This window comes from Marinobacterium aestuariivivens, assembly GCF_042661465.1.
GTDB classification, from domain to species: domain Bacteria; phylum Pseudomonadota; class Gammaproteobacteria; order Pseudomonadales; family Balneatricaceae; genus Marinobacterium_A; species Marinobacterium_A aestuariivivens.
This window is the reverse complement of sequence record NZ_JBHSWE010000001.1, coordinates 4,492,198-4,518,370: the sequence shown is the minus strand read 5'-3', so window position 1 is coordinate 4,518,370 and position 26,173 is coordinate 4,492,198. Positions and strand designations below refer to the sequence as shown.

The 26,173-nt window shown below is 60.3% G+C and carries 24 protein-coding genes and 1 pseudogene; 2 read left to right on the top strand and 23 right to left on the bottom strand.

What is annotated here, in order from left to right; translation table 11 throughout:
• Positions 1-324 precede the first annotated feature (324 nt).
• The 11 genes and pseudogenes from ACFQDL_RS23670 to ACFQDL_RS23625 form a co-directional block, all read right to left on the bottom strand.
• Positions 325-801, bottom strand: a complete 477-nt coding sequence (locus tag ACFQDL_RS23670) for an RES family NAD+ phosphorylase (RefSeq protein ID WP_379911152.1) — start codon at positions 799-801, stop codon at positions 325-327.
• Positions 798-1,157: a type II RES/Xre toxin-antitoxin system antitoxin gene (gene parS, locus ACFQDL_RS23665; RefSeq protein ID WP_379911151.1), complete on the bottom strand. Its 360-nt coding sequence runs from the start codon at positions 1,155-1,157 to the stop codon at positions 798-800. Before parS ends, ACFQDL_RS23670 begins: the two co-directional genes overlap by 4 nt.
• A gap of 863 nt (positions 1,158-2,020) precedes the next feature.
• The gene (bktB, locus tag ACFQDL_RS23660; RefSeq protein ID WP_379911150.1) at positions 2,021-3,208 is read right to left on the bottom strand and encodes a beta-ketothiolase BktB; all 1,188 of its coding nucleotides are present in this window, start codon (positions 3,206-3,208) and stop codon (positions 2,021-2,023) included.
• Positions 3,209-3,230: 22 nt separating this feature from the next.
• The gene (locus ACFQDL_RS23655) at positions 3,231-4,826 is read right to left on the bottom strand and encodes a long-chain-fatty-acid--CoA ligase (RefSeq protein ID WP_379911149.1); all 1,596 of its coding nucleotides are present in this window, start codon (positions 4,824-4,826) and stop codon (positions 3,231-3,233) included.
• Between the two features lie 551 nt (positions 4,827-5,377).
• Entirely contained in the window at positions 5,378-7,225 is a 1,848-nt protein-coding gene (locus tag ACFQDL_RS23650) for a cation-translocating P-type ATPase (protein ID WP_465263988.1), read from the bottom strand.
• A complete protein-coding gene (locus ACFQDL_RS33045) occupies positions 7,222-8,052 on the bottom strand; it encodes an HAD-IC family P-type ATPase (protein ID WP_465263987.1) in 831 nt (276 codons plus the stop codon). Before ACFQDL_RS33045 ends, ACFQDL_RS23650 begins: the two co-directional genes overlap by 4 nt.
• 178 nt (positions 8,053-8,230) lie before the next feature.
• Complete coding sequence (locus ACFQDL_RS23645) at positions 8,231-8,917, bottom strand: hypothetical protein (RefSeq protein ID WP_379911148.1); 687 nt, start codon at positions 8,915-8,917, stop codon at positions 8,231-8,233.
• Positions 8,918-9,837: 920 nt separating this feature from the next.
• Positions 9,838-11,124, bottom strand: coding sequence for a TRAP transporter large permease (locus ACFQDL_RS23640; RefSeq protein ID WP_379911147.1), 1,287 nt, complete (start codon positions 11,122-11,124; stop codon positions 9,838-9,840).
• A complete protein-coding gene (locus ACFQDL_RS23635; protein WP_379911146.1) occupies positions 11,121-11,684 on the bottom strand; it encodes a TRAP transporter small permease in 564 nt (187 codons plus the stop codon). Before ACFQDL_RS23635 ends, ACFQDL_RS23640 begins: the two co-directional genes overlap by 4 nt.
• Positions 11,685-11,740: 56 nt before the next feature.
• A pseudogene (locus ACFQDL_RS23630) lies at positions 11,741-12,717 on the bottom strand (TRAP transporter substrate-binding protein).
• A 117-nt stretch (positions 12,718-12,834) separates the two neighbouring features.
• Complete coding sequence (locus tag ACFQDL_RS23625; protein WP_379911145.1) at positions 12,835-13,563, bottom strand: FadR/GntR family transcriptional regulator; 729 nt, start codon at positions 13,561-13,563, stop codon at positions 12,835-12,837.
• A 198-nt stretch (positions 13,564-13,761) separates the two neighbouring features.
• Here ACFQDL_RS23625 and ACFQDL_RS23620 point away from each other — a divergent pair, with 198 nt between their 5' ends.
• Positions 13,762-14,295, top strand: coding sequence for a cyclic nucleotide-binding domain-containing protein (locus ACFQDL_RS23620; RefSeq protein ID WP_379911144.1), 534 nt, complete (start codon positions 13,762-13,764; stop codon positions 14,293-14,295).
• On the opposite strand, the gene ACFQDL_RS23615 is transcribed toward ACFQDL_RS23620, so the two are convergent.
• The gene (locus ACFQDL_RS23615; protein WP_465263986.1) at positions 14,216-14,788 is read right to left on the bottom strand and encodes a c-type cytochrome; all 573 of its coding nucleotides are present in this window, start codon (positions 14,786-14,788) and stop codon (positions 14,216-14,218) included. The genes ACFQDL_RS23620 and ACFQDL_RS23615 overlap by 80 nt on opposite strands.
• 587 nt (positions 14,789-15,375) lie before the next feature.
• Here ACFQDL_RS23615 and ACFQDL_RS23610 point away from each other — a divergent pair.
• Complete coding sequence (locus ACFQDL_RS23610) at positions 15,376-16,413, top strand: LacI family DNA-binding transcriptional regulator (RefSeq protein ID WP_379911143.1); 1,038 nt, start codon at positions 15,376-15,378, stop codon at positions 16,411-16,413.
• A 118-nt stretch (positions 16,414-16,531) separates the two neighbouring features.
• Here the strand turns inward: ACFQDL_RS23610 and ACFQDL_RS23605 are convergent, their stop codons facing one another.
• The 11 genes from ACFQDL_RS23605 to ACFQDL_RS23555 all read right to left on the bottom strand — a co-directional run bounded on the left by ACFQDL_RS23605 (position 16,532) and on the right by ACFQDL_RS23555 (position 26,123).
• Positions 16,532-17,752 (bottom strand): DOMON domain-containing protein, encoded by a 1,221-nt coding sequence (locus ACFQDL_RS23605; protein ID WP_379911142.1) that lies wholly within the window; start codon positions 17,750-17,752, stop codon positions 16,532-16,534.
• A 4-nt stretch (positions 17,753-17,756) separates the two neighbouring features.
• The gene (locus ACFQDL_RS23600) at positions 17,757-18,581 is read right to left on the bottom strand and encodes a carbohydrate ABC transporter permease (protein WP_379911141.1); all 825 of its coding nucleotides are present in this window, start codon (positions 18,579-18,581) and stop codon (positions 17,757-17,759) included.
• An 11-nt stretch (positions 18,582-18,592) separates the two neighbouring features.
• Positions 18,593-19,438 carry a carbohydrate ABC transporter permease gene (locus ACFQDL_RS23595; protein WP_379911140.1) on the bottom strand — a complete coding sequence of 282 codons (846 nt, stop codon included), beginning with the start codon at positions 19,436-19,438 and terminating at the stop codon, positions 18,593-18,595.
• Positions 19,439-19,601: 163 nt separating this feature from the next.
• Complete coding sequence (locus ACFQDL_RS23590) at positions 19,602-20,255, bottom strand: extracellular solute-binding protein (protein ID WP_379913292.1); 654 nt, start codon at positions 20,253-20,255, stop codon at positions 19,602-19,604.
• A complete protein-coding gene (locus tag ACFQDL_RS23585) occupies positions 20,189-20,938 on the bottom strand; it encodes an ABC transporter substrate-binding protein (protein WP_379911139.1) in 750 nt (249 codons plus the stop codon). The genes ACFQDL_RS23590 and ACFQDL_RS23585 overlap by 67 nt, the downstream gene beginning before the upstream one ends.
• A 37-nt stretch (positions 20,939-20,975) precedes the next feature.
• A complete protein-coding gene (locus tag ACFQDL_RS23580; protein ID WP_379911138.1) occupies positions 20,976-22,064 on the bottom strand; it encodes an ABC transporter ATP-binding protein in 1,089 nt (362 codons plus the stop codon).
• Between the two features lie 179 nt (positions 22,065-22,243).
• Complete coding sequence (locus ACFQDL_RS23575) at positions 22,244-22,873, bottom strand: type 1 periplasmic-binding domain-containing protein (RefSeq protein ID WP_379911137.1); 630 nt, start codon at positions 22,871-22,873, stop codon at positions 22,244-22,246.
• Entirely contained in the window at positions 22,780-23,349 is a 570-nt protein-coding gene (locus ACFQDL_RS23570; protein WP_379911136.1) for a substrate-binding domain-containing protein, read from the bottom strand. The genes ACFQDL_RS23575 and ACFQDL_RS23570 overlap by 94 nt, the downstream gene beginning before the upstream one ends.
• Before the next feature lie 96 nt (positions 23,350-23,445).
• A complete protein-coding gene (locus ACFQDL_RS23565) occupies positions 23,446-24,504 on the bottom strand; it encodes an ABC transporter permease (protein ID WP_379911135.1) in 1,059 nt (352 codons plus the stop codon).
• A gap of 108 nt (positions 24,505-24,612) precedes the next feature.
• Entirely contained in the window at positions 24,613-25,527 is a 915-nt protein-coding gene (locus ACFQDL_RS23560; RefSeq protein WP_379911134.1) for an ATP-binding cassette domain-containing protein, read from the bottom strand.
• Positions 25,524-26,123, bottom strand: a complete 600-nt coding sequence (locus tag ACFQDL_RS23555; RefSeq protein ID WP_379911133.1) for an ATP-binding cassette domain-containing protein — start codon at positions 26,121-26,123, stop codon at positions 25,524-25,526. Before ACFQDL_RS23555 ends, ACFQDL_RS23560 begins: the two co-directional genes overlap by 4 nt.
• Positions 26,124-26,173 lie beyond the last annotated feature (50 nt).

Here is a 26,173-nt window from a genome sequence, read left to right as displayed (position 1 = left end):
CAGCTGGAGTTGCGACCAGCAATCCAACCCGCCAGGCAAGCTGGTGCGCATTAGCATGGGACTCGCCTGCCCGAGAATGTCAGGAGGCGTCACCGGCAGCCTGCGAAACGCCATCGCAACCACTTCGATGCGATGCAAATGAGCCAGTAACGGCCCGAGCGAGGCCAAAGCTTCAGTCGACTCCCCCGTCATGGCCGGTTTTTAACATTCTCGTAAATCAGCACCCGATTTCCTTCTGCCTTGATAAGTTGGCCGACCGGCCCAGGGACCGCAAATGGCCGAATCCGGCACCCTTCGCGGACAACTCACTTTTTGGTGATCTTTCTACTCTTTTACCAACCTGGGATCGTACTGGAATGCGGTGATCGGACCGTATTTCGCCTTTACAGCATCCGGATGTCGAGGATTGAACAGATAGTTGTACTCACCACGAATGGCTGCACTCGGCACCTGCAGGACCGGTGATCCAGCTTCCTCCACCCACGCATCTCCGACCACTTGCACAGAGGAAGCCATCGAGGGCGAGGCCCAGTCACCGGGTAGATCTTCGAGGTCGATGTGCTGTACCAGTGCCTCATCGAACGCAACCACCATCTTATGGTAGGTTCGGAGTATATCGGCCCTGCCTAGATGAATCAGAAGCTCCAACGAAGCCTGCGCGAGGCTGGTACCGAGATACACAACCCTCACACCCTTGCTGGTCCAGCGCCCACCAAATAGAAATGCGCCCTCAGCCGACATCATCTGCTCAGGACTTGAAGCATATGCCGGATCGGTAATTCGCCACCCCTTCAGAATCAACTAAAGACACCATGACGGATACGGCCGATGAGGTCCTCGACATCGCGCGCGCCCATTTCGGTACTGGCGTGCGCCATTGGCGTTTCATCTCCGAGCACCTCAAGCGGTGTGTGGAGCCACTGGATGGCCGCATCATCGTTACCCTGCATCATTGCAACGGCGGCATCCTTAAGTCGGGCCAAACGTGCCACACGATCGGATTCATCCGCATGTAGCCATCCTTCCTTCTTACGACGTGTTAGCGTTGAGACGGGGATCGAGAGCACTTCAGCGAGCTCCTTACGAGAAGCACCATAGGCCTCCTCCAGAGTCTCAATGACCTCGAACGGCAGCCCCTTGCGAATATTCGCCAGCATGCTGGGCCGGTCTCCAGAGGGCACGCCTGTTACGGTGAAGAGCAGAGTGTTCGCTTGCGACGTGCGATCCGACTTTACCGTGATCAATCGGCCGCTTCGCCAACTGTGCTTTAACCGCGAGGCTTTCGGTTTGGCCGCCCCTTTCCTGGGCTTGGCAATGGGCTCGACATGAGTGCTCATTTGGTCACCAGATATCAATCATATGAGCATTCTAATCCAGACATTCCGGCCGACACAAGAGCCCAACGCTTAACGTCCTGTAGGGACAACTTTCACATGTGAAAGTGAGGTGCGAATAACCGCACGCCCTGACAGCAGGCAAGCTTGGCCATCCATATCTTCTGATCGGTCAATAACGATCCGCTGCCGATCCGCTGGGAAAACCTTGAGCCCACCGTGCCATTGAAAGTATCGGCGACCGGTCAAGCCACATCCGCATCTACAAGCCCTCAGGGGCAGCGCCCGGCACAGAGCGACCGCCTCTAAGGCACCTTACTACCACTGGACTTACGCATTAATGCTCCGCGAAGTTCAGAGCCAACGAGCAAGAAATGTGCGTCGTGCGATAGTTTTTATGCTGTAGCCTGATGCGGCGTACCGCATTATTTGTGGGACAGCAGGCAACCGACAGGAGGCCTGGAGTCGAATCCTCATTGACCTGCTGACACCCCTTCGTGGAAGCGAAGCCTGAATAGGAATTTTCCTGCCAGCTTCACCCATTCAAAACGCCTCGGATAAGCTTGACCTCAGCCTCGGAGCACCCTGAATCCAAAAATAGTGCCATCCCTGGCACACAAGATTGCAAGGCTCCGTTGGGTGGGGGTGGGCGCAGTCCCTGTCGGGTGCAGACAGGAAATGGCGAATCAGATCCGCTCGAACAGGGCGGCGATACCCTGGCCGCCGCCGATGCAGAGGCTGACCATGGCATAGCGTCCCTGAATGCGCCTGAGTTCGTACAGCGCCTTCACGGTCACGATGGCGCCGGTCGCCCCGATCGGATGGCCGAGGCCGATACCGCTGCCGTTCGGGTTCAGCCGTTCGCGCGGCAGTTCCAGTTCGCGGGCCACCGCCAGCGCCTGGGCGGCGAACGCCTCGTTCACTTCGTAGACGTCGATATCGCCCACGCCCAGGTTCTGGCGCGCCAGGATTTCGCGGATCGCCGGGACCGGTCCGATGCCCATGAATTTCGGCTCGACGCCGACGACACTGTAGTCCACCAGCCGACCCAGCACCTCTTTGCCTTCGGCGGCCGCTTTTTCGCGATCCATCAGCAACACCGCCGCGGCAGCATCGTTGAGGCCGGACGCATTGCCCGCGGTAACGCTGCCGTCCCGCTTGAACACCGGCTTCAGTTTGGCCATATCGTCGAGCTGGACGTCAAAGCGTACATGCTCGTCGGCGTCGAACGACTGCGTGCCCTTGCGGCTCTTCAGCTCGATGGGCAGGATCTGCTCGCGAAAACGGCCCTCCTCGATTGCCTGCTGGGCGCGAATATGGCTCTCGACCGCCAGCCGGTCCTGGTCCTCGCGGCTGCTACCGTATTTTTCCGCCAGGTTTTCCGCGGTCACCCCCATATGGACTTTTTCCATCGGGCAGTGCAGCGCCGCGGTCATTGCATCGATGGTTTCGCCGTTGCCCATACGCTGGCCGAAGCGCGCGCTCTGCAGCCAGTAAGGGGCCCGGCTCATCGACTCGGCACCACCGGCGACAGCCACATCGCAGTTACCCAGTTCGATCTGCTGCGCCGCCGTGAGGATCGCCTGCAGGCCGCTGCCGCATAGCCGGTTGACGGTCAGTGACGCGGTCGCCTCGGCCAGTCCGCCTTTCAGCGCCGCCACGCGTCCCATGTACATGTCCGCCGGCTCCGAATGGATCACATTGCCGAATACGCACTGGCCGACCGACTCCGGCGCGATGCCGGCCCGGCGCATCACCTCGGCCACCAATCGCCCGGCCAGTTCGCTCGGCGCCTGGTCCTTCAGACTGCCGCCAAAATCGCCGATGGCGGTGCGGGCACCGCTGACCACCACTACTTCGTTTTTCTGCACCATGGTTCGCTCCTGCTCGGTTGCTTCAACCCTGCGCCGCGAGTTGCTCGCGGATCTGTTTCTTGTTGACCTTGCCGACACTGGTGACCGGTATCGAGTCGACGATGCGGATCTGCTGCGGGATCGCCCACTTGTTGATCTCGCCGTTGTCGACGTACTGCATCAGGTGCTGCTTCAGCGTCCCGCTGTCGATCTCCTGGCCTTCCACCGGCACCACCAGCGCCAGCGGTCGCTCGTCCCAGCGCGGATCCGGCACCCCGACCACGGCGACGTTGGCCACCGCCGGGTGCCGGCTGATCAGGCTTTCGAGCAGCAGCGACGAGATCCACTCGCCGCCGGTCTTGATCACGTCCTTGATCCGGTCGCGGATCTGCAATACGCCGTGCGCATCGACCGAGGCGACATCGCCGGTATGCAGCCAGCCGCCTTGCCAGAGTTCGGCGCCCTTTTCCGGCTCCCGGAAATAGCCCTGGGTCAGCCAGGGCGCCCGTACCTGCACTTCGCCGACGCAGCTGTCATCCAGTGGCACCTCGCAGCCGGTCTCATCGACAACGCGCAAATCCACCAGTGATATCGGCACGCCGGTGCGCATGCGCAGCGCCACCTGCCCGGCGGGCGGCAGCGCGGCCTGCTCGGGCGTCAGATGGGTCAGACTCAGCAGGGGGCAGGTTTCGGACATGCCGTAGCCGGTATAGAAGCGGATGCCGCGCTCGACCATCTGCCGCACCAGCCCCTCGGTCGGCGCCGCGCCGCCGGTCAGCAGCTTCCAGCGACCGAGATCGGTATCCTTCGCCTCGTCGCAGTTCAGCAGCATCTGCAGCACTGTCGGCACGCCGTGGGAGAAGGTCACCCCCTCGTCCCGGTACAGCCGCACCAGCCGGTTCGGCTCGTAGCGACCCGGGTATACCTGCTTAACGCCGAGCATCGTCGCCACGTAGGGCACGCCCCAGGCATGGACATGAAACATCGGTGTCATAGGCATATAGACGTCTTCGGAGCGCAGCAGCGACACCCCCTCGTAGGCCGCCAGGGTCGTAGCCATGTTCAGCGTATGCAGCACCAACTGGCGGTGGCTGAAATAGACGCCTTTGGGGTTGCCGGTGGTGCCGGTGGTGTAGAAGGTGGTCGCGACGGAGTTTTCGTCGAAATCGGGGAACAGGTAGTCGGTCGACGTCGACGCCAGCAGCGCCTCGTACTCGCCGAGCGTCTTCAGACTTGTATTTGCCGCCTCGGCGGCATCACTGAGCTGGATATAGCTCTCTACCGTCGGTAACCGATCGGCCAGTTCTTCGACGATCGGCAGAAAGTCGTCGTTCACCAGCACCAGCCGGTCTTCGGCATGCGCCATGGTATAGCCGATCTGGTCGACGCTCAGGCGCACGTTGACATGGTGCAGTACCGCACCGATCATCGGCACCGCGAAATAGGCCTCGAGATAGCGATGGCTGTCCCAGTCCATCACCGCCACCGTGTCGCCGGCCCCGATACCGGCCTCGGTCAGGACGTTGGCCAGCCGGGCGATACGCGCGTTCAGCTCGCGGTAGTCGTAGCGCCGGTTGCCGCAGACGATTTCCCGCTCAGGCGCATAGCGCTTAGCCGACAGCAGCAGGCTCTTGATCAACAGCGGATACTGGTAGACCCCTCGCAGGGCTCGATTATTTTTGTATTCATCGATATCTCCCGATTAAACAATGCGGGCGGCAAAGCCGCGGATCGGATGACGCGGCCTCTTCTGCAGTCGAAGGCGGGATAGGACATCATCGGACACGGCAATTTGAAACGCCCTCTTAGGCCGACGTTAAGCAGATAGCGCTTATATGCTGTAGAGTCAGTCTTCAACAAGGCTTAGTTTGGGGAGTACAGCGGCCATGAACAATAACGGATTAAGCCGAAAACATGACATGATCGGCCAAATCAACAATGAGTGCCGCCCGAGCCATCGCTTCGTCTCAGCGACTACAAGTGCTCTATCGCGTTAGAAGCGAACAGCGATCTGCCTGCTGCGCTGCGATGAAGCCAACCGACATCCAGTCCAACCAGTCCATCGAAGTCGAGCTTTCGCGCCTGGCTCCATTACACAGAGATCAGGCCCCGGGTGGATACACCCACGGGCGCGGCAGGTTCATCCTCCGGCCTGGCCCCTCGGCTTCGGTTGTTTCGACAACCGGTGGATCAATCCGCGATCTGGCCGGATGGCTGCCGTAGCCGAATCACCAGCTTGCGCCCTTCATCCAGCAGCAGCACGCTGGAAGCGACGACGGCCGCCAGCAGCCAGTCGCCGAGGCGCAGGTCGCGGGTGCCGAAGAGAGCCTGGGCCGGCGGCCAGTGCACCACCAGGACCTGTAGCAGCACGACTGCGGCCAGCGCCAGCCAGAGCTTGCCGTTGCGCAGGAAATTGGCGTTGAAGGCAGTGCCATGCTCGGCGCGGGCATTGAAGACGTTGAAGAACTGGTACAGCACGAAGGTGGTGAAGGCCAGCGTCACGGCATAGGCCTGGTCACCACGCGCCAGCGCGTAGGCGAACAGCCCCAGGGTACCGGCCGTCATGGTGAGACCGTACAGCACCAGCCGCAGCAGCCGGCCGGCGCCGAGGATCTGGGATCCGGGCTGACGCGGTGCGTCCCCCATCAGGCCCGGACGGGCGGGCTCGATGCCCAGGGTCATGGCCGGCGGTCCGTCCATGATGATGTTGATCCACAGCAGCTGGATGGCGGTGAAGGGAACCGGCATCGCCAGCAGCGTGGCCACCAGCACCGTGAGGATGGCGGCGATGTTGGTGGACAGCTGGAAGCGCACGAACTTGACGATGTTGTCGTAGATCACCCGACCCTCCTCCACCGCCCGCACGATGGTGGCGAAATTGTCGTCGGTAAGGACCAGGGTCGCCGCCTCCCGTGTCACCGCGGTGCCGGTGATGCCCATGGCGACGCCGATATCCGCCGCCTTCAGCGCCGGGGCGTCATTGACGCCGTCGCCGGTCATCGCCGCGATATGGCCGTCCGCCCGCAGCGCCCGGACGATCTTCACCTTGTGCTGCGGCGAGACCCGGGCGAAGACGGCGATGCCGTCGATCCGGCGCGCCAGCTCTTCGTCACTCATCACATCCAGTTCGGCGCCCTCGACCACCTCGCCACCCAGGCCCAGTTCGCGCGCCACGGCGGCCGCCGTGGCCCGGTGATCGCCGGTTATCATCTTGACCTGGATGCCGGCCTGGCGACAGCTGTCGATCGCCTGCGCCGCCTCCGGCCGCGGCGGATCCATCAGGCCGACGAGTCCCAGCAGGGTCCAGTTGCCGACCCACTGCCAGAGGTCGCCCGACGGATCGAATTCGGCGATCGGGATCTCGCGGCAGGCCACTGCCAGCACCCGCAGCGCCTGGTCGGCGAAACGGTCGTTCTCCGCCAGCAGGGCCTTGCGGCCGGCCTCGTCGAGGAGGGAAACGCCATCGCCTTCGGCCACTTCGCGGGCATAGTGCAGCAGCACGTCCGGCGCGCCCTTGACGTACATCGTCACGCGATCACCCCGGTGGTGAAAGCTGGCCATGAACTTGTGCGCCGAGTCGAACGGAATCTCCGCCAGGCGCGGCGCCCGTTCCTGCTCCGCGAGCGGATCCAGCCCTCCCTTCTGGGCCAGCACGTAGAGGGCACCTTCGGTCGGATCGCCGACCAGCCTGCCGTCGCGGACCCGCGATTCGGTGCAGAGCGCCATCGGCAGAAGCAGCGGACGCAGGTCGGGGCAGCCGTCGCAGTCGATGCGGCCTTCGGTGCGGTAGCCTTCACCGCTGACGCTGAAACGCCGGCCGGCATACCAGCCGGCGCGGGCGGTCATCTGATTCAGGGTCAGAGTGCCGGTCTTGTCGGTGCAGATCACCGTGGTCGAGCCCAGGGTCTCCACCGCCGCCAGCTTTTTCAGGATCGCCCTCTTGCGCGCCATGCGCCACATGCCGATCGCCAGGGTGACGGTGACCACCGCCGGCAGCCCTTCCGGCACCGCCGCAACGGCGAGCGCCACGGCGGTCATCGCCGCTTCGCTCCAGGCGTGCCGCGCAGCACCGTCAGCGCGAAAATCAGCACGACCACCACGCCGGCGATGGCCGCGAGCCGCTTGCCCAGCGCATCGAGCTGGCGCTGCAGCGGGGTTTCGCCGTCCGGGGCTTCGGCGATCATCGCCGCGATCCTGCCCATCTCGGTGTTCATGCCGGTGGCGACGACGATCATCTCGCCACGCCCGCGGGTCACGACGGTGTTCATGTACAGCATATTGCAGCGCTCGCCCAGCGGCAGGGTGCTGCTGTCCAGTGCCTCGGCCAGCTTGCCCACCGCCAGGGACTCGCCGGTGAGCGCCGACTCCTGCGCCTCCAGGGCGTGAGCCGCCAGCAGGCGACCGTCGGCCGGCACCTGGTCGCCGGCCTCGAGCAGCACCACATCGCCGGGCACCAGGTCCGCGGCCTCGACCTCCTGCACCTGGCCGTCGCGCCGCACCCGCGCCGTCGGCACCAGCATGCCCTTGAGCGCGGCGAGGGTGCGTTCGGCGCGGTGTTCCTGGTAGAACCCGAGGCCGGCGTTGAGCAGCACCACCGCGAGGATGACGACGGCATCCTTCAGGTCGCCGATCGCCCAGGCCAGCACCGCGGCCAGCAGCAGCACGATGACCAGCAGGCTCCTGAACTGGTCGAGAAACTTGCGCCAGAGCGCCCGCGGCGCCTTCTCCGCCAGCCGGTTGGGGCCCTCTCGATTCAGCCGGTTGCGGGCTTCGCTTTCGGCCAGCCCCCGCGGCGGTTCGGTCTCGAGCCGCGAGGCGACCTCGTCGGCGGTCAGGTGGTGCCAGGGTTTATCCTCAGGGATCATAATCGAGACTCGGAATTCCGGGGTTGGTGGTACTTTTTTAAACTCAAACTTAAACGCGAAAGCGCCTCCAGGCCGGGCGGTGCCGATATGATTGACGGTGAACGATCGTATCGCACCCACCTGGATCACCATGAACCGTATCGGAATCCCTCCTCGCGCCGCCGGATGATGACGACGCTTAGCCTGGAGACAGGCATTGAGGGTGCAGCACCTGCGGGGCGTAGGGACCGTACTTTCCACGCGCCTCAACGCAGGCCTGCGACTGCATCGGACAGACATAGTCCCGACGGATACGCCTGATCCGTGCGAGGACCTTGTCCTGAATGATGGGCGTCCGGTAATTGTTGCAATTGTTGCCTTCATCCCAGGCGCCGTCGACGTAGTCGGCAATGTCGAAGTTGCCATGGTAACGCCAGGCGCGCACCAGCGTCCGTTGCCGGATCGATTCGAGCAGCCTGATTTCGCAACTCACGTACGGGCTCAGGAACAGGTTTTCAACGAAGCCACCGAGCGGGTCCCGGTCGTGAAGCAGGATGCGGTTCCAGAATCGCCAGCCGTTGAAATTGGCCGCAAGATCGGCGTAGGAGAAAATTCCGGTGGTGAGGTAGCCATACCGACCCTCCTCCTGATGCCGCCCCAATGCCAGCGCCCGTTCAAGCGTCTCACCGTCCAATGCGGTCAGTTCGAAATACTGCCATCCCTGGGCGAAGAAATGCCCGAGCTTGTCGAGTCCGACGCGATAGCCTGCGAGATTCACCCATTCGCTCAACTCCTTGAGGTGGACGGAGAAAGCTTCAAGATAATCCAGGTCGCGATAAATGGATTCATCCAGTGCTACCGCCTGGCCCGGCAGGACTTCCCGCAACTGCAGATCCAGGTCATAGCCTTTGAGGCCGAGAGACGCGGTATGGGATTGAAAGAGCGCTTTTCTTAGTTCGGGAAAGAGCCTGCCCTCGTCGCAAAACCGCTCGCCGTCCAGACCTGCAAGCCAGCCCGCGTCCTTGGCGTTAGCATTGGCAACCCCTGCGCCAGCCGCGCATGAACAATGCCGTTGACGATATCGGCTACGTCTACGAGCTCCCGATCACGGGCCGTGATGCTATCGACCTCGGCTGCCAGGGTCACCGACGCGAGCAAGCCCGCCGCCAGCAGTCTGAACAAATATCTCGCTATGCATTGCATCCGTGTCGGGCTCATCGATTAGACCGGAGACACGCAGGCAGCCAGACCCCGCCTGGAGTTCAGTGGAAGTCCCTGGAAAGCCGGTGTGGAGCGGGTGAAGGGAATCGAGAGTAGCACCCAACCCATTGTTTAAAAACCGATTTATCCCGTTCGCTCAACGGGATAAGACCGCATTATGTACCCATCCCACCCACGAGACAAGTGAGCGAGATTCACTGCGTGCTGCTGACATCCGCCAACTGCCATCATAACAGTGCTGAGGCCTGGGGGTTTCATCGGGAGTTGACCGCTCAACCAGGCATCCGCAACCGGCACACACCAGCCGCCGCTGTAGCACGGAGAATACATGAGCGGTGAAAGACTAGTTGCCTAGCGCTGGATGTCAGCCGCCTGAGCCTTGATACAGGCCAAACTCGCCAGAATAGCGTCTTCAAGCGACCAGGCGTTCGCTGCGTGTGGACGCCGACCGCTTGGGAATCGGGGCGAGGTCTATTTTTGCGCACCATGCAGCTTTTGACGAGAAGCTTGAGTGCGCAGAGAAAATTTCCCCGGCCAAGCTGGACCGGGGAGCCAAGCCCTTGCGCTCTGCCAAAGGACGGGAGCTCAGGAACCGTAGACCCAGTGCACCAGGCCGAGGGAGACCGACGGCACATAGGTTACCAACATCAGCAATGCCACCAGCACGCCGATGAACGGCAGGTTGGCGCGGGTCGTGGTCCAGACATCGACCTTGGCGATCGAGCAGGCGGTTGCCAGGACGCTCGCCACCGGCGGCGTCTGCTGGCCGATCGCCAGGTTCAGCGTCATGATGATGCCGAAGTGGATCGGGTCGATGCCGAACTGGTTCACCAATGGCAGCACCATCGGCACCACCAGGATGATCGCTGCGGCGCCGTGCAGGAACATGCCCAGTACGAAGAACAGCAGATTCAGTAGCATAAGCACCGTGACCGGGTTGTCGGTCAGCCCCATGATTGCCTGGGCCATCTGCTGCGGCAGCCGCGCTTCGGTCAGGTAGAGCCCGAGCAGCGCCGAGGTCGCCACCAGCAGCATCACCGCCGCGGTCTGCACCGAGGCTCGCACCATGCACTTGTACAGGTGCTTGAGCGTCAGCTCGCGGTAGATGACGAAGCCGATGAACAGTGCCGCCACCACCGCCAGTCCCGCGCCTTCGGTGGCGGTGACGATGCCGCCGAAGATGCCGCCGAGGATGATCACCGGCAATAGCAGCGCCCAACTCGCCGCGCGCAGTTTCTCGCGCACCACCCGGAAACTGAAGGCCTCCTCGCGCGGCAGGTCGTAGCGCACCGCGAAGTAGTAGGACAGCGCCATCAGCAGGCCGCCGCCGAGGATGCCCGGAATCACGCCGGCGAGGAACAGCTTGACGATCGAGGTGTCGGCGATGGCGCCGTAGAGGATCATCGATATCGACGGCGGAATGATGATCGCCAGCGACGCCGACGACGAGGTCACCGCGGCGACGAAGGCCGGCTTGTAGCCCTTCTTCTTCATCGCCGGCATCAGCACGCTGCCGGTGGCGGCGACATCCGCCACCGCCGAACCGGAGATCTCGGCGAAGAACATCGACACGCCGATGTTGACCATCGCCAGGCCACCGCGCACGAAGCCGATCATCGCCGACACCAGGTCGACCAGCCGGCGCGAGATGCTGGAGATGTTCATCAGTTCGCCGGCAAGCACGAACAGCGGGATCGCCAGCAGCGGGAAACTGGTGGCACCGTCAAACAGCGTCAGCGGGGTGTTCAGCAGCGTATCGCCGCCCTGCGCCACCACCATGCCGATCAGGGCCACGACGCCGATCGCCACCGCGATCGGCACATTGATCATTACCAGCGCCAGCAGGGCACCGAATAGCAGCAGATAGGTCATGATCGGGCTCCTGCAGGGGCGAAGAGTTCACCGCTCAGGCCGGCCTCTTCGGCATATTCTTCCAGTTCGGCCTGGTCGGCATCGCGCCCTTCGGCGAGATCCTTCAGTGCCCGCGGCAGGGAGAGCAGCTCGGCGGCGATGATCAGCACCGCGCCGACCGGGATCACCGAATGGGTCAGTAGCGTCGGCACCCAGGGCAGGCTGATCATGGTTTCGCCGGCGAAGTACTGCAGCACGATCCAGCCGTAAACGGCGACGATGCCGAAGAAGCCGATCACCACCAGCTCCGACAGCCAGAAGGCAACCTGTTGCGCCGGCCCCCGCAGTGTCAGCAACAGTCCGCTGAAGCCCAGCTGGGCGCGCTTGACGGTGGCGGTGGCGGCGCCGTAGTAAGTGATCCAGACCAGCAGCACCGAGGCCACCTCGTCGTACCAGATCAGCGAGGTGCCGAGTTTGCGCATCACCACGCCGTAGACGATGACGAAGGTCATGGCGGCGATCAGCGCCACCGAGATGCCCTCGAGCAACCGTTCGAACCCTTTGGCCAGCTTAGTCATCATATTTCTCGACTCCCGGCCGGAAGCGAGTCCGCTCCCGGCCCTGTTATCTCCAGACGTCAGTTCGCCAGCGACAGCGCTTCGTTAAGCAGCGTTTCGCCATCCGGCACTTCGGCCGCGAACTGCTCGTAGATCGGCTTGCTGGCCGCGACGAAGGCCGCGCGGTCGGCGGTGTTTACCTGCATACCGCTGTCGGTCAGGGTCTGCAGCAGCTTTGCCTCCTCTTTGTCGGCCAGCTCGTACATCCAGGGTCTCACCGCGTCGGCGCTGGTTTTGATGACCTCGCGCACCTCTGCGGGCAACTTGTCCCAGGTGCGCTTGCCAGCGACCAGGTAGGACGGCGTATAGACGTGGTTGGTCAGCGACAGGTACTTCTGCACCTCCTGAAGCTTGGCGGCGTAGATGTTGGTCAGGGGTTTTCCTGGCCATCTATGACGCCGGTCTGCAGCGCCACGAACACCTCGGAGAACGCCATCGGCGTCGGGTTGCCGCCCCATTCCCGGAACATGCTGACGCGCCAGGTGCTGTTCGGGGTGCGCATCTTGATACCGGCCAGATCCGCCGGGGTATTGATCGGATGGGCGTTGTTGCTCATCTGGCGGAAACCGTTTTCCCACAGGCTCAGCACCTGGTACCCCTTGGTCTCGACGGTCGGCGCGATCTTCGGCCAGAACACCTGCTGCTCGATCTTCTCGAGATGGGCCCGGTCCTTGACCAGGAACGGCATGTCCCAGAGCGCGAACTGCGGACTCACCGTCGGCATCGTCGACGACGGCTGGGTGAAGGCCAGGGTACCGAGCTTGAGTTTCTGCATCAGTTCCTTGTCCTTGCCCAGCTGGGCATCACCGAAGAAGGAGATGCTGTAGTCGAGACCTGCCTGCTCGAGACTGGCATTGGCCACTTCGGTGAACTTCTCGGCCGTCCTGTACTGCAGCGAGCCCTGGCTGGCGGAGATACCGAACACCAGCTGTTCGGCCTGGACGCTCAACGAGCCGAGGCCCAGGGCGATACCGGTGGCGAGCAGGGTCTTACGCATTGTTTTTATCTTCATCGGCTTTCCTTGGAGTGGTGGTTATGATTGTTTTGTGCCTGAGTATCCCCATCCCTGGCAGGGGCTCGGCCCCAGCGTCTGCTTCCTGGCGAATAATGGGCATCAAGGGCGCATGATCGCGGCCGTGGTGCGATAGACACTGTCCAGATGGTCGAGCATGGCGGTCTCGGCGGCATTCGCATCCCGGTCGCACAGCGCCCGGTAGATGGCTTGATGCTCCCGAAAGCTGTTCTCTATCATGCCGGCCTGCGCCATCACCTGCCGCCGGAAATTGAGCCCGTAGGCATAGAGTTCATCGGAATAGTTGTGCAGTATCTCGTTGGCGCCACATTCGGCGATCAGCTTGTGGAATCCCTTGTCGGCGAGCTGAAAATGCACCGGTTCGTTGAACAGCTTGCGCTGCTGATCCAGCAGGACCTTCAACTGCCGCAGCCCGGCTTCGTCGATCAGGGCGGCGGCCCGACGCGCGATGGCGGATTCGACGATCTTGCGGCTTACGTACACCGACTCGAGATCGAAGCGGTTGATCTCGAGATCGGCCATATGCGGCAGCAGTTCCGCGCAACGCTCCAGCAGGGCTTCGGTCCGCCGGACCCGCGTTTTGGCGCCGTGCGAGACCTGAATCAGACCGTAGGCGCCGATCAGACCCAGAGCGCCGCGCACCGTTTCGCGGCTGACGCCGAACAGTTGTCCCAGCTCACGCTCGCTCGGCAGCTCGTCGCCATCCCTGAGCAGTCCGCTGAAGATCATCTCCAGCAGCTTCGCCGCCAGGATCTCCTTCTTGGTCTTGTTTCTCACGGCCTGCTCAAAGGCGAATGCATGTTCAGCCATCTTTTCCAACCAACTTGACTTCTGGTACGATAACCATACCACCACAAATAAAACGGCGACAAGCCTTTCCGACCGGGAAGGTGGCAATCGTTAAAGCCGGGAGTCGAGCAGCCATGATTTATACTGAAAACAACAAGACATACGCCCGTCCGGTACTGCCGCGACGGCCCTATGGGGCCAGCCCGATGAAAGTTTTAGATGACGCCCTGCACCACCGACATCCCCCTCGAGGTGCTGCGAAGCATGTCGGCGTTCGGAGCCCTGTCGGATGCCTTTATCGAACGACTGTTGGAACGCGGCCAACTGTTGTGGCTGAGAAAAGGCGAGACCCTTTACCGCAAAGGCGAGCAGGCCGACTGCTTTTTCATCGTCATGGAGGGTCATGTCACCGTTTACGACGACACCGACCTGGGACGGCACATCATCCGCACCACCGATACCGGCGAAAGCGTCGGCTTCCCGGCGATGATCGGTCTCAGGCCGCGGCTGTTCACCGGCGAGGCCTCCTGCACCTGCAGCGTGTTGCGGATATCGAGCAGTGCCTTCGCCGATCTCTACGACTGGGACCAGCAACAGTTCGCGATCTTCTTCATGAACCTGTCGCGGGACATGAGCCGCTTCCTGCGCTACAGCGCCGGTGGCGCCGACACCCCTAGGGTGTCGGCTGTGCTGGCAGATTACGCAGATAAGCGACCATTGCAGCCCGGTCTTCGGTGGTCAATCTTGACGTAACGCCTCTGATAACCTCAGCCATCTGACCGCCGCTCACCTGACCATCTGGCCGGACCGCGGAAACCAGATAGCGCTTCAGCGCCGCTTCACTCCACCGAAGGAGACCCTCTTCGTGCGGTGTCACGTTCGGGGTACCGGCATTGATCGATGCCTCTTCCCCGACGCCCGACAAATGCTGTCCGTCGACGGGAGCTCCCAGGAAATTGCGAATCGTATGGCAGACGTCGCAATGGCCCAGTACCTCGGTCAGATAGGCTCCGCGCTCCGACACCGAGCCGGGAGGCTCGAGATACAGGAGCTTCCACACCGCCATGGCCGGGCGAAACGAAAAAGGTGCCACTAGCTGATTCTCTACCACCTCCTGCCCCGACGGCGGCAAAGATTGTAGGTAGGCAAAAAGATCCGCCAGGTCGCCTTCCTGCATGTCCTTGTAGTTGAGGTAAGGAAATGCCGGGTAATAGTGCCTGCCCTCCGGAGACAGACCCAGCAGCATTGCACGTCGAAAGTCGTCGAACCGCCAACGCCCTATGCCCGCGATCGGATCCGGCGTGATATTGGAAGCGACGACACTGCCAAATGGCGTCCTGATGGCATAGCCACCGGAATAAGGTACTTTCCCGGGCAGAGTGTGGCAGGTTGCACAACCCGCCGCATCGGCAATATAGGCTCCCTTCTAGAGTCCCCGCCAACAGACGGCGATTCGTCAAGATGCCAAATAGCCTCGGGCAGGAACATAGGCACTGCCAGCAGTGCGGCGAGCACACCGGCACCTGCAAGGCCGGCGATCTCCACCCGGTTCGGCCACAGGGACCTTTTCTTGCTACGTTTTATCCGGACTTTACTTCCCATTATTTATCAATCCTTCGTCTGGAGATTAAATGAGCAACGAATATTTAACTGAACTGACTTGACACTAAAGGCGAAATATAAATGATAATTTTAAATTAATGCCTGTCTGGTTATACACCTTCTCTTGGGCTAAAATGAGTAACGATAGCAGTGGATAAAATAAACGAAACCTGTGAGAGTCGATCATCTATCGATCCTCCACGTCTAATTGAATTGTACAGGGCTTCAGGTATGACCCGGGAATCGATGCGATCCAGAATCAAAATGGAAAACGTTGCAAAAGCGGCGGGCGTCTCAACCATGACTGTATCCAGAGCATTGAAAAAAGATAGCCCCATCTCGGAAAAAACACGAGCTAGAATTCTGAAAATCATCAGGGAAATGAATTACGTTCCCGATCTGATGGCCGGCGGTCTATCGTCGATGAAGTCAGGCTTCGTTGCCCTTTTGTTACCGTCCCTTAACAACCTTCACTTTGCGCAAACTGTAGAGGCATTAAGTGAAACACTGGCGAGAGCTGACCTCCAGATTTTATTGGGTCATACCGGTTACTCTCTTCATAAAGAAGAGGAACTCATCGAACTGATGCTTGGCCGCAGGCCTGAAGCGATAGTGCTCTCGTACGATGGACATACGGAAAGAGCACGACAGCTGCTGGAGCATTCCTCCGTTCCGATCATCGAGATCTGGGATCTGCCCGACCGTCCCATCCAGCATACAGTTGGCTTTTCCAACTTCGAAGCCGCCCATGCCATGACATCGACACTGATCCGCCAGGGATACCGCAGGCTTGCTTTTCTTGGTGAGGCCGACGATACGGGTACTCGCGGTGCCGCCCGGCGCCGAGGGTTTGTCGCGGCGATGGGCGCTGCAGGCCTTTCCGCACATCGTCTGGTTCGCCATAAATCCCCTCCCGTATCGATTGAAAGCGGTGCCGAGGCAGCATACATTCTTCTCGACCGATACCCGGACACGGACTGCATATTCTGTGTCTCGGATCCGGCCGCTTTTGGCGTACTCAGCACCCTGAAGAAGACCGGTCGCTGCGTACCAAAAGATATTGCAGTTGTAGGCTTCGGTAATTTTGAGGTCTCTCGCTTCGCTGATCCGCCCATCTCGACCGTTGCCATTGACCCTAAAGCCATCGGTAGGGAAAGCGGGAATTTGATAGCTGATCTTTTGGGCATTAATGGGAAATCTCCAAAGGCAATGGATGAATACCTGCATATCCCTGTTCAGTACGGTTTGGAATTCCGGGAGAGCAGCTGAAGATCAAGACTGTTATTTGATTTCATCATACGAGACAGTTGTAAAAAAACTCCTCACTACCGGCACATACTCCTGCAAAACATTATCCCGGAAGTGAGGAACAAGGCCCGAAATTTTACTACAGGCTGCAATACCACCTTTGCACACCGCTTTCTAAGCGCAACAGTTTAATCGCTTCGCCGATTACCCGGGTGACGTTCATCAATACCCCAGATGGCCTGATAAGTGTCGATACGTGCCCCCTGAGACTGTAGGCTCGAAATATGAATACCAGAAGTAAAACCCAACCGAGGTATCCCAGTATCAAAAGCCATCCGGCCCTGAACTCGAACATACCTGAAAGGACTGTCGGCAGCGTAAGAATCAAAGCCAGATAGCCGGATGCCTTGTGCACGCTTTCGAATAGCCGTCGCCGCCATGTCATATCATAGTGATCGCCGCGCCAGGTCTCGGGCTTATCCGGGTCAGCCCCTTTTCCCGAAGGCCCTCCTTTCGTTCCGCGGCCGATCCCCCAAGAGAGTTGCCAGATTCCAAGGCAGAGCAGCAGTATTCCCAGCTTGGCATGCAAGCTGTCCAGTTCCGGCCCACTGAAACTGACCCATAGCCCCCCCACGACCAACCATGACGAAACGACCACGGCAACGTTACCGTGCAGATGCACAAGCCACCAGAAGCGATTATCCAGGTTCCGGGGAAACCGCTGACCTTTGGTCACTTTGAAGTACCGGGCGACCAGCACTATAAGCGGTACGACCAAACCCCAGGTCAACAGCATCACCACAGCATGCAGCCACAGCACCCAACCGGTACCAGGCTCACGAAGGCCGCCGCTGGCCAGGTTGATATCGATAACACCAAATTGCGTATGACGCCGAAAGCCACTGCCGTCGCCAATAGCCCATAGGGTCGGCACCCAGTCCTCAGCGCTCAGCGCAGCGTCATTCTCATCGCCGCTGGCCAGTGGCCGGGAAAACGTCAGGATCGTCGATCCCTTTTCCACGGCAATGGCGGCGTCGAACAGATCCGACCGGGCATCCGTCCGTATGTCGTCCAGTCGCCTGCCGATCATATGACTGTCGACAACCGTGCCGATATCGGGGCGCCCGATCACGGCGTCGGCACCGGCCATCCGTGTCCCCCAGCCGATTCCGATCCAGACATGCCCTGGATGCACCGCCTTGATATGGAGGTTGTCGTCTTCCATCGACCAGCACAGCCGCAGTTCAGAGCCCGGAACCACCTGGCCGTGATCCATGGCGCCGCAGTCGTTTGCCTGGGTCGATAAACTTAAAAGCGTACTGACCAGGCCGGCTAGAAGGGCCATTAGGTATCTATTCATGCCGTTATCCCTTGACAGCCCCGGCCGTCATACCGGATATGATCTGCTTCGAGGCGACGAAGGTGAAGATGATGGGCGGAATCGCGATGAGTGCACCCAGAGCCATGATCTCGCCCCAGTGAGTGTCATGGCTGCCGTTCAACAGCGAGACATTCACAGGCGTCGTCCTCGTGCCCCTGTCGGTCAACACCAGAGCGAGAATGAACTCGTTCCAGGCGATCCGGAAGGTAAAGATCGCGGCCGCGGCCAAGCCCGGCTTGATCAGGGGAAGAACCACCTTGTAGAAGACCTGAAACGGATTGGCACCGTCCATACGGGCGGCCTCCTCCAGTTGAACGGGCACCTGGGCCAGAAAACTCTGCAGAATCCAAATTACGAACGGCAGGTTGATCGCTGTATAGACGAGGACCAGCCCGTTCAGATCGTTGGCAAGGCCGTACTGGAAGGTCCATATCGCGAACACAGGCACAGCAAGGACCGCCGGCGGAACCGTGCGTACGAGCAGCGTTATCATCGACACCGTATCCCGGCCGAGGAAGCGAAAGCGGACGATCGCATAGGCCGCCATACAGCCCATGAACAGGGTCAGGGCCGTTGAAACAGTTGCCACATAAAGCGAGTTTCCCAAATATTTGAGCCGACTCGGGTCATCGAGAACCGATGCATAATTGCTCAGTGTCGGCATAAAGACAAAGGTACTCAAATCATCGAAGATCTGTACCTTGGTCTTGAATGACGTGATGAGCATCAGAAGAATCGGCCCCAGAGCAAAGCATACCAGCACTGTTAAGACGCAATAAAACAGCAGATCTTTCGTTCTAGTTGGCATGAGGTTCCACCTTATTCGCTCTCGACGGCAGCACGAATACGCGCAGTCCGCCTTTCACACATTTTGTTATATGAAAACATCAGGATAGTGATCAACATCACCAGCAGCAGCAAAAGGTTGGACAATGCAGCGGCGCGACCTAGCTCAAAACTGACGAAAGCCTCGTTATAGATTCGCATACTCAGAATCTCGGTCGAGTTTCCAGGCCCGCCGGCTGTCATGATATAGATCACTTCCAGCACCTTGAAAGCATCGATAAGCCGCAAAAGCGTTGCAACGACGATTACCGGTACCATCAGGGGAATCTTTACATACAGGACCGTTTGCCAGCCATTGGCACCGTCGATCTTGGCCGCCTCCATCGCCGATGACGGTAACGACTGCAGAGCGGCCAGAGACAGGATGAAGATGAAGGGGGTCCACTGCCATATATCGGCAATGATCACCGACCAAAGTGCCCAGTCCGGTGACGATAGCCAGAGAATGGGATCTAGTCCCAGGCCGACCATCATCTTGTTCAGGATACCGAACTGAGGGTTGTACATGTACTTCCAGATAAGGCCCACGACGATTGGAGCGATCATCATTGGCAAAATGAATATCGTTCGAAAAACCGACATGCCGCGAATAGGCCGGTCAAGCAGCAGCGCCAGTCCGAGACCGAGAATAACCTCCAGCACCACGACAGCCGCAGCGAAGAAAAGAGTTACCGCTACCGATTCCCAGACTTGCGGGCTGTCGAGCAGCCAACGATAGTTATCGAGTCCAGAAAAATTGGCACTTTCCAGCGAGCCCCCCATGCGCAGATCGAAAAAACTCGTATAGACGGAGTGCGCCACGGGATAAAGCAGCGCCATCCCCATCACCAGCAACGCAGGCATCAGGAATAGATAGGGAGTCGCCCGGTTTATAGCTTGTGTAGTACGCAAGGTCTTACCCACCCTGTTTCGGAAACTTGAAAATGGAGCAGTCCCGCGGGCTTGGCGATGAACCGCTCCTCTACTCTTCGTAACAGATGCGCTAGCGACCGGCGTTCCAGCTGTAGTAGCCCGCCTTGTCCATTATTTCAGTCACGGGCTCCACCAGACCATCCAATGCATCCTTGATGGATTTCTCACCCGAAATGGCCTTGGACAACTCTGTCCCCATCAGTTGATTGATCTCGCCCCAGACCGGAATGATCGGGCGCCAATCCGGATCCGCATACTGCAACGCAATGCCAAAAGTCTTCATATAGGGCATCTTTTCGTTGATCTCGGGGTCTTCGTGGGTCGAAAAGCGCGACGGGTTGCCGCCGGCGAGCGCGATCATTTTGTCGACGTCTTTTGACGTCAGCCACTGCAGCAGCAGGAAGGCCGCTTCCGGGTTTCGGCCATTGCGCGGAATGGCCAGTCCGAAACCGCCGGTCTGCGAGCCGCGACGAACACCTTTGGGATGGGGTGCCCAGCCCACCTTGCCGACGACCTTGGATTTCGCGGGATTATTGACTTCACCGGCAACGACGGTGGAGTCCAGGAACATGGCGGCACGGCCTTGCAGAAACGAATTCTTCATTTCGCCGAAGCCGAAAGAACCGACGCCTTCGGGTGAGCAGGACATGAGCCTTTTCAGTGTCTCGCCTGCCTGAACGCCTTCCGGACCATTGAAGACCGGGCGCCAATTACTGTCGAAAATACGGCCCCCAGCGGCGCCAGATGCAGCAGGAATGCATGACTGATCTGGTGACCGGAAGCGCCGCGGCTGGTAAAACCGGCCATACCCGGTTCCAGTTCGGATATCTTGCAAGCTGTATCGACCAGTTCGTCGTAGGTTTCCGGAACCTTCAGCCCGTGCTTGTTGAAGATGTCTTCCCGGTAGGCCAGAACCGACGTTTCTGAACCGAAGGGAATACCATAAAGAGCACCGGTGACACCGGGCAGGTATCCTTTTTCGCCACCAGCCAGGCCGATATTTTCCACGTACCCCTTAACCAGGTCATCCGGATCGTACTGCGGATCGGCAATCTCGGCATTCATAAAGAAGGGGGCCAGCGGGTAGATCTGATCCGCAGCAACATAGTCGGCTTTGGAAAATACGACGTAGGCGAGCAAGTCGTAATCGCCTTTCGGCTTGCTGAGCTCCAGTGTCTGCTTCTGCCGCATCGCCAGATACTGAAGTTGATCAACCTCGACCTTGATGCCCGTTTCTTCGGTGAACTTGGGAAGCACCTTCTTGACTGCATCAAAATGCGGATGAGCCGGAAAGCTTACGACCAGCGTTTCGCCTTTGTACGCGTCATAGGGATTGGCCATTGCCGCTCCGATCGAGAGTGCAGTACCTGCCAAAACTGTTGCCACCGTCCTCGCTATTTTTAGCATTTTCTTCATCCTGTTATTTTTCGTTATTTGCACTGCTTCAGATAGCAGCTTCCGTCTGGCGATCAAAAAGGTGGATACCTTCCTGAGCCACCGAAAACCTTAAGGTGTTGCCAAGCGCAATCGGTGTATCCGACTTCAGTTCGACATTGACTTTCTGATCGCCGCACTCGGTCAGCAATACCGACTGGGCGCCGATGTATTCAGAAACGACGACACGCAAGTCCAGCGCTTCTCCGGCTCCGGCGCTGAGGTTGAAGGCCAAATCGGAAGGTCTTATGCCCAGGGTCACCTCCTGGCTACGGCAACGGCCCAGAGCCGCGACCTTATGCTTCGGAAGCCGGAGTTCGAAGCCCGATCCCATGACATAGAGCCCGTCGTCCTTTTGTGTCAGGCTGCCATCGAGAAAATTCATCGGAGGCGAACCCAAAAAGCCTGCGACAAACTTGTTGGCCGGTCTTTTGAACAGTTCCTCCGGCGTACCCTGCTGCTGAATATGGCCGCCGTGCATCACGACGATCCGGTCGCCCAACGTCATCGCTTCGACCTGATCGTGGGTCACGTAAATCATGTTCTTGCGCACTTTCTGGCGCATCAGTGCGAGTTCCGCGCGCATTTGGCCGCGAAGCTTCGCGTCCAGATTCGACAGCGGCTCGTCAAACAGGAAAGTCCCCGCGTCCCGGGTCAAGGCCCGCCCCATGGCGACGCGTTGCCGCTGTCCGCCCGACAGCTCTCCAGGCTTGCGGTGCAGGAGCTTCTCCAGTCCCAGCATCCGGGCGACATCCTGAACCTTTTGCTCGATTTCGGATTTCGGCCGACCGGCCAGACGCAACGCGAACGACATGTTCTTGGCGACATTCATATGCGGGTAGAGCGCATAATCCTGGAATACCATCGCCAAATCCCGCGCTTTGGGCTCCAGCGCACTGACGGGACGTTCGTCGATATAGATTTCTCCATCCGATACGGTCTCCAGTCCTGCGATCATGCGCAGGGTGGTCGACTTGCCGCAACCCGAGGGACCGACCAGAACGGTAAACTCCTCGCTTTCCATCTCCAGGTCGATGCCGTGGAGCACTTCCATGGGCCCGTATCGCTTTACCAGCTTTTCCAATCGAATCGTTGGCATTCTGTCTCCTTCTTTTTTCATTTCTTTTCGCGGCCGCCATTTGGCCGAGGCTCGAATAAAAATGTTATCGATAACAATCGAAGAGCAAAAAAAATACGAATATGTCTCAGGCGTCCGCCTGGCGCCGGGAAAGGTCTGCTCCGACGAGGAGCAGACCGACCGTTCAGCCGCTCGACGTCCTACTTCCAATATGCCAGGTAGGCTTCGCGGTACTGGTTGTCCGGGTCGTAGAGGTTTCGGTCGCCACCGTCATAGGCGACATTGTCCGGCACCACCAGATGGACAGGAGTCGAATAGCCGCTGGGGGGCGCACCGGCAAAAGCCCGGTTCAACTCGTCGACCAGCTGCCAGCCGTGCAGGTTAAGGGGTTCCGGCACTGTCCCGCTCTGGAACATGTCGGCCCGGATGCGCTCGTAGGCTGACTGGCTGCCGTCTCCCGCCGAGAGGTTGCGCGGCAGTTGCTCATCCGGCAAACCCGAGGCCGTCAGGGCGGGACCGATGAAGTCGAAATAGAGATCGTTGATACCCAGCGAGTGGGTCCACTGGCCCTGATTGCGCTGCAGCAGCGATGTGGTCAACTGCGGCATGCGGTTCGAGGTGTCGGCCAGCGGCGTATCCTCCACCGACAGCAAGGTACAGCCGGCGCACTGGCGGATCACCTCGGCCATGGCGTCGGACTTGGCAACGGCAACACTGAAGGCCGAATCGGTAAAGATCACGACCCCTGCCTTGCCGCCTGATTCCGCCACCGCCGAGAGCGCCGCGATTTCCGCGACATCATCGGCATCGGTGGTGACATTGGTAAACACCGGGCTGCCGTCCATCGGGCCTGGCTGGGGGCCGAGTGCCAGCCGACCACCTTGATCCCCTGCTCGGCCGCCTGCTCCAGCCCGACCGCCTGCTCCTTGGCGTCGAAGCCCCCGAGCACAATGCCGTCCGGCTTCAGCGCGATGGCCTGATTGAAGGCGGCCGTACGGCCAGAAACCGAGCCCTGGCCGTCTATCACCCGGACATCCCAGCCGATATGACTCGCGGCTTCCTGGGTCCCCTCGCTGACACCGAGCACGCCGCCATTGCGCATATCAGAGGCCAAAAAGACCACCGTTCTGCCGGCCTCTGCTTTGGGACCCGAGGTGGGTCCGTCCCACTGCGACTGTGGTGCAGTGGCAGCCTGCACCTTGCGTTTGGCCTGCTCCAGGAAGCCGTCCGCGCTGGCGCTGATCGGTGTCAGGCAACTACCGATTACGGCCAGCGCCAGCGTCGTCTTCATCCACTTGATCTTCATTTTTCATCCCCTTGTTATTGCTATGCTCTGGATGTTTCATGGTCGTAGAATCGAGGCTCCTACCGTCATCGCACCTCTGGCGGTCGGAGCCAACGATCAGGTTTGCGGCTTCGCTGCCTCCCCGGCGGAAAGCTTTTTCAATCGGCCGCGCTTGCGCTGGGCATAGCCGGCGATGCCGATCGCCACCAGCAGCGTCACACCGTTGAATAAGGGTTCGATATAGAAAGCACCACCCAACTGCTGAATGCCGGATATCCCCACCGCCAGTATCGTCACGCCAACCAGCGTACCCCAGACATTAACCCGCCCCGGACGAATGGTGGTGGAGCCGAGAAAGGCTCCGACCAGGGCCGGAAGCAGGTACTCCAATCCCACGCTCGCCTGGCCGATGCGCAGCTTGGCGGCGAGAATGACACCCGCCAACGCGGTTAGCAGGCCCGAGGTGACGAAGGCACCCATTACGTACTTTCGTGAAGGGATACCGTTGAGATCGGCGGCACGCGGATTGGCGCCGATGGCGTAAAGTGCACGGCCGACCGGCATATACTCGGACAGGACCCAGAGCACGATGGACAGACCGATGACGTAGAAGGCCGGCGCCGGCAGGCCAAACCAGAATGAGGAACTGATCGCATAGAAGTCCGGATCGACGGCGCCGATCACCTGGCGGCCGCCGGTATACCAGAGCGCAACTGCATAGATCACCGTACCGGTACCGAGCGTCGCGATAAACGAGTCGATCCGGGCCATTTCCACCAGCATGCCGTTGAGCAGGCCGAACAGCATACCCGCCAGCAGCACCATGGCGACAGCGACCGGCCAAGGGAAATTGAACTGTACCTGCAGACTGATCGCCAGGATGTGCCACAGCACGATGCCATAGCCGACCGTCAGATCGATCTTGCCTGTCAACATAGGCACCATCGCCGCCAGCGCCAGGATCGCGATGACTGACTTGTCGCTCAATATCGACCGCAGATTGAGCAGCGTCGGAAAGGTATCCGGCAGGATGATCGAAAAGACCAGAATCAGCGCCAGAGTCAGAATCGGCAAGCCGTATACCGGAAGATAACGTCCCAGATTGCCGAGCAGTGACCCCTCGCCAGGCTGAAGGGGATCCGGCTCCAGCGCCGTAGACTTGATGGAAGTGGACATAGGCCTCTCTTTTTCTTGTGGTGAATACGTATCGAATTTTTTACACCCGCCACTCACGTTATCGGTAACAATCAGATACCAATGACGCCAAGAGCCCGGAAGTTCTCGTCAGGCAGCATCGCTGATCGATGCCCGCTGCAGCATCTCAGCGAAGGTCAGCCGATCGCCCTCCAGCTCGGCGACGATACGTCCCTTGCTGAATACCAGGCAACGGTTGCAGATCTTCTCGACCTCTTCGAAGTCGGTGGAGACGACCAGAATGCCGGTACCGGAGCGAGCCGCCTGCTGCAGCAGCGCATAGATCTCACCCTTGGCCCCGACATCGACGCCGGCCGTGGGCTCTTCCAGGATCAGCAACGGCTTGCCGAGGTTGAGCCAGCGGGCCATCACCACCTTCTGCTGATTGCCGCCGCTGAGGTTTTCCACGATTTCGTCGGGATCGTCCGGGCGAACGTCGAACTGTCGCGTCAACCGTTGCGACTGGGCGACCTCGTCCGCCGCGCGCCGGAACGAGAAGAATGAAGCCCCCGAAAGCTGAGGGTTCAAGAAGAGGTTCTCCCGAACACTCATCGACATGGCGAGATTCTCGCGGCAGCGGTCGCCGGCGACAAAGGCGACGCCCGAGGCGATGGCGGTCGCCGGAGACGACAGATCCGGACTTTCTTCCGCCAGCCGAACCACGCCCGACTGCCGAGGCAGGTCGCCGAACAGCGCCCGGCCGACTTCTTCCTGACCGCCGCCCCTCAGGCCAACCAGCCCCAGTATTTCCCCCTCGTGCAGGCCGAAGGACACCGGGCCGGCCGATCCGACGCGCAGTTGCTCGACATCGAGCAGGGCCGCCGCTCCGAGGGGCGCCGGCAGGGCCACGATCTCGCGCTGAGCTTTGCCCACGATCAATTCCACCAACTGGTCGGGCCGGGTGCCCGCGGTCGGTTGCGCGGCCACGAGGCGGCCGTCACGCATCACCACCAGGCGGTCGGATATCGTCATGATCTCATCGAGGCGATGAGAGACATAGATCATGCCCACCCCTGGCGGCGCAGATCTCCGATCACCTGGAACAACTGCTCGACATCCGCGGCCGGGAGGCTGGCGGTGGGCTCATCCAGGACCAGCAGCCTGGCCTTGCCGTGGACCGCCCGCGCGATCGCCAGCAACGACTGTTCCGAACGGGAAAGACTGGATACCCGCCTGCGCGGATCGATATCGGCGCCGACCAACGCCAGAGCCTCGGCCGCCAGCCGGTGCGCTGCCCGCCAGTCGATGACCCCGAAGCGACGCGGATAGCCCATGACCATCGACATGTTCTCGGCGACGGTCATCCAGTCCACAAGCCCCAGGTCCTGGTGGATAAAGGCGATTTCGCCAGACTCGAGGTGCTGTCGCGTGAGCGGCCGCCCCTCGAACAGGATTTCGCCCTCATCGCGCTGATGAATACCGGCCAAGGTTTTGATCAGGGTCGACTTGCCGGCGCCGTTCTCGCCCAGCAGCGCCAGGACGGCGCCCGCCTCGACGTCGAAACTGACCCGGTCGACGGCGACGTTGCCACCGAACCGCTTGGTGACCTTGCTGAATTGCAACAGCGGCGCACGCCGATGCCCGCTTTTACTCGTTTCCATCGTTTCCATCCTCCGGCGGCTCACTTCGTGATTGCCACCGTGCTTCTTCT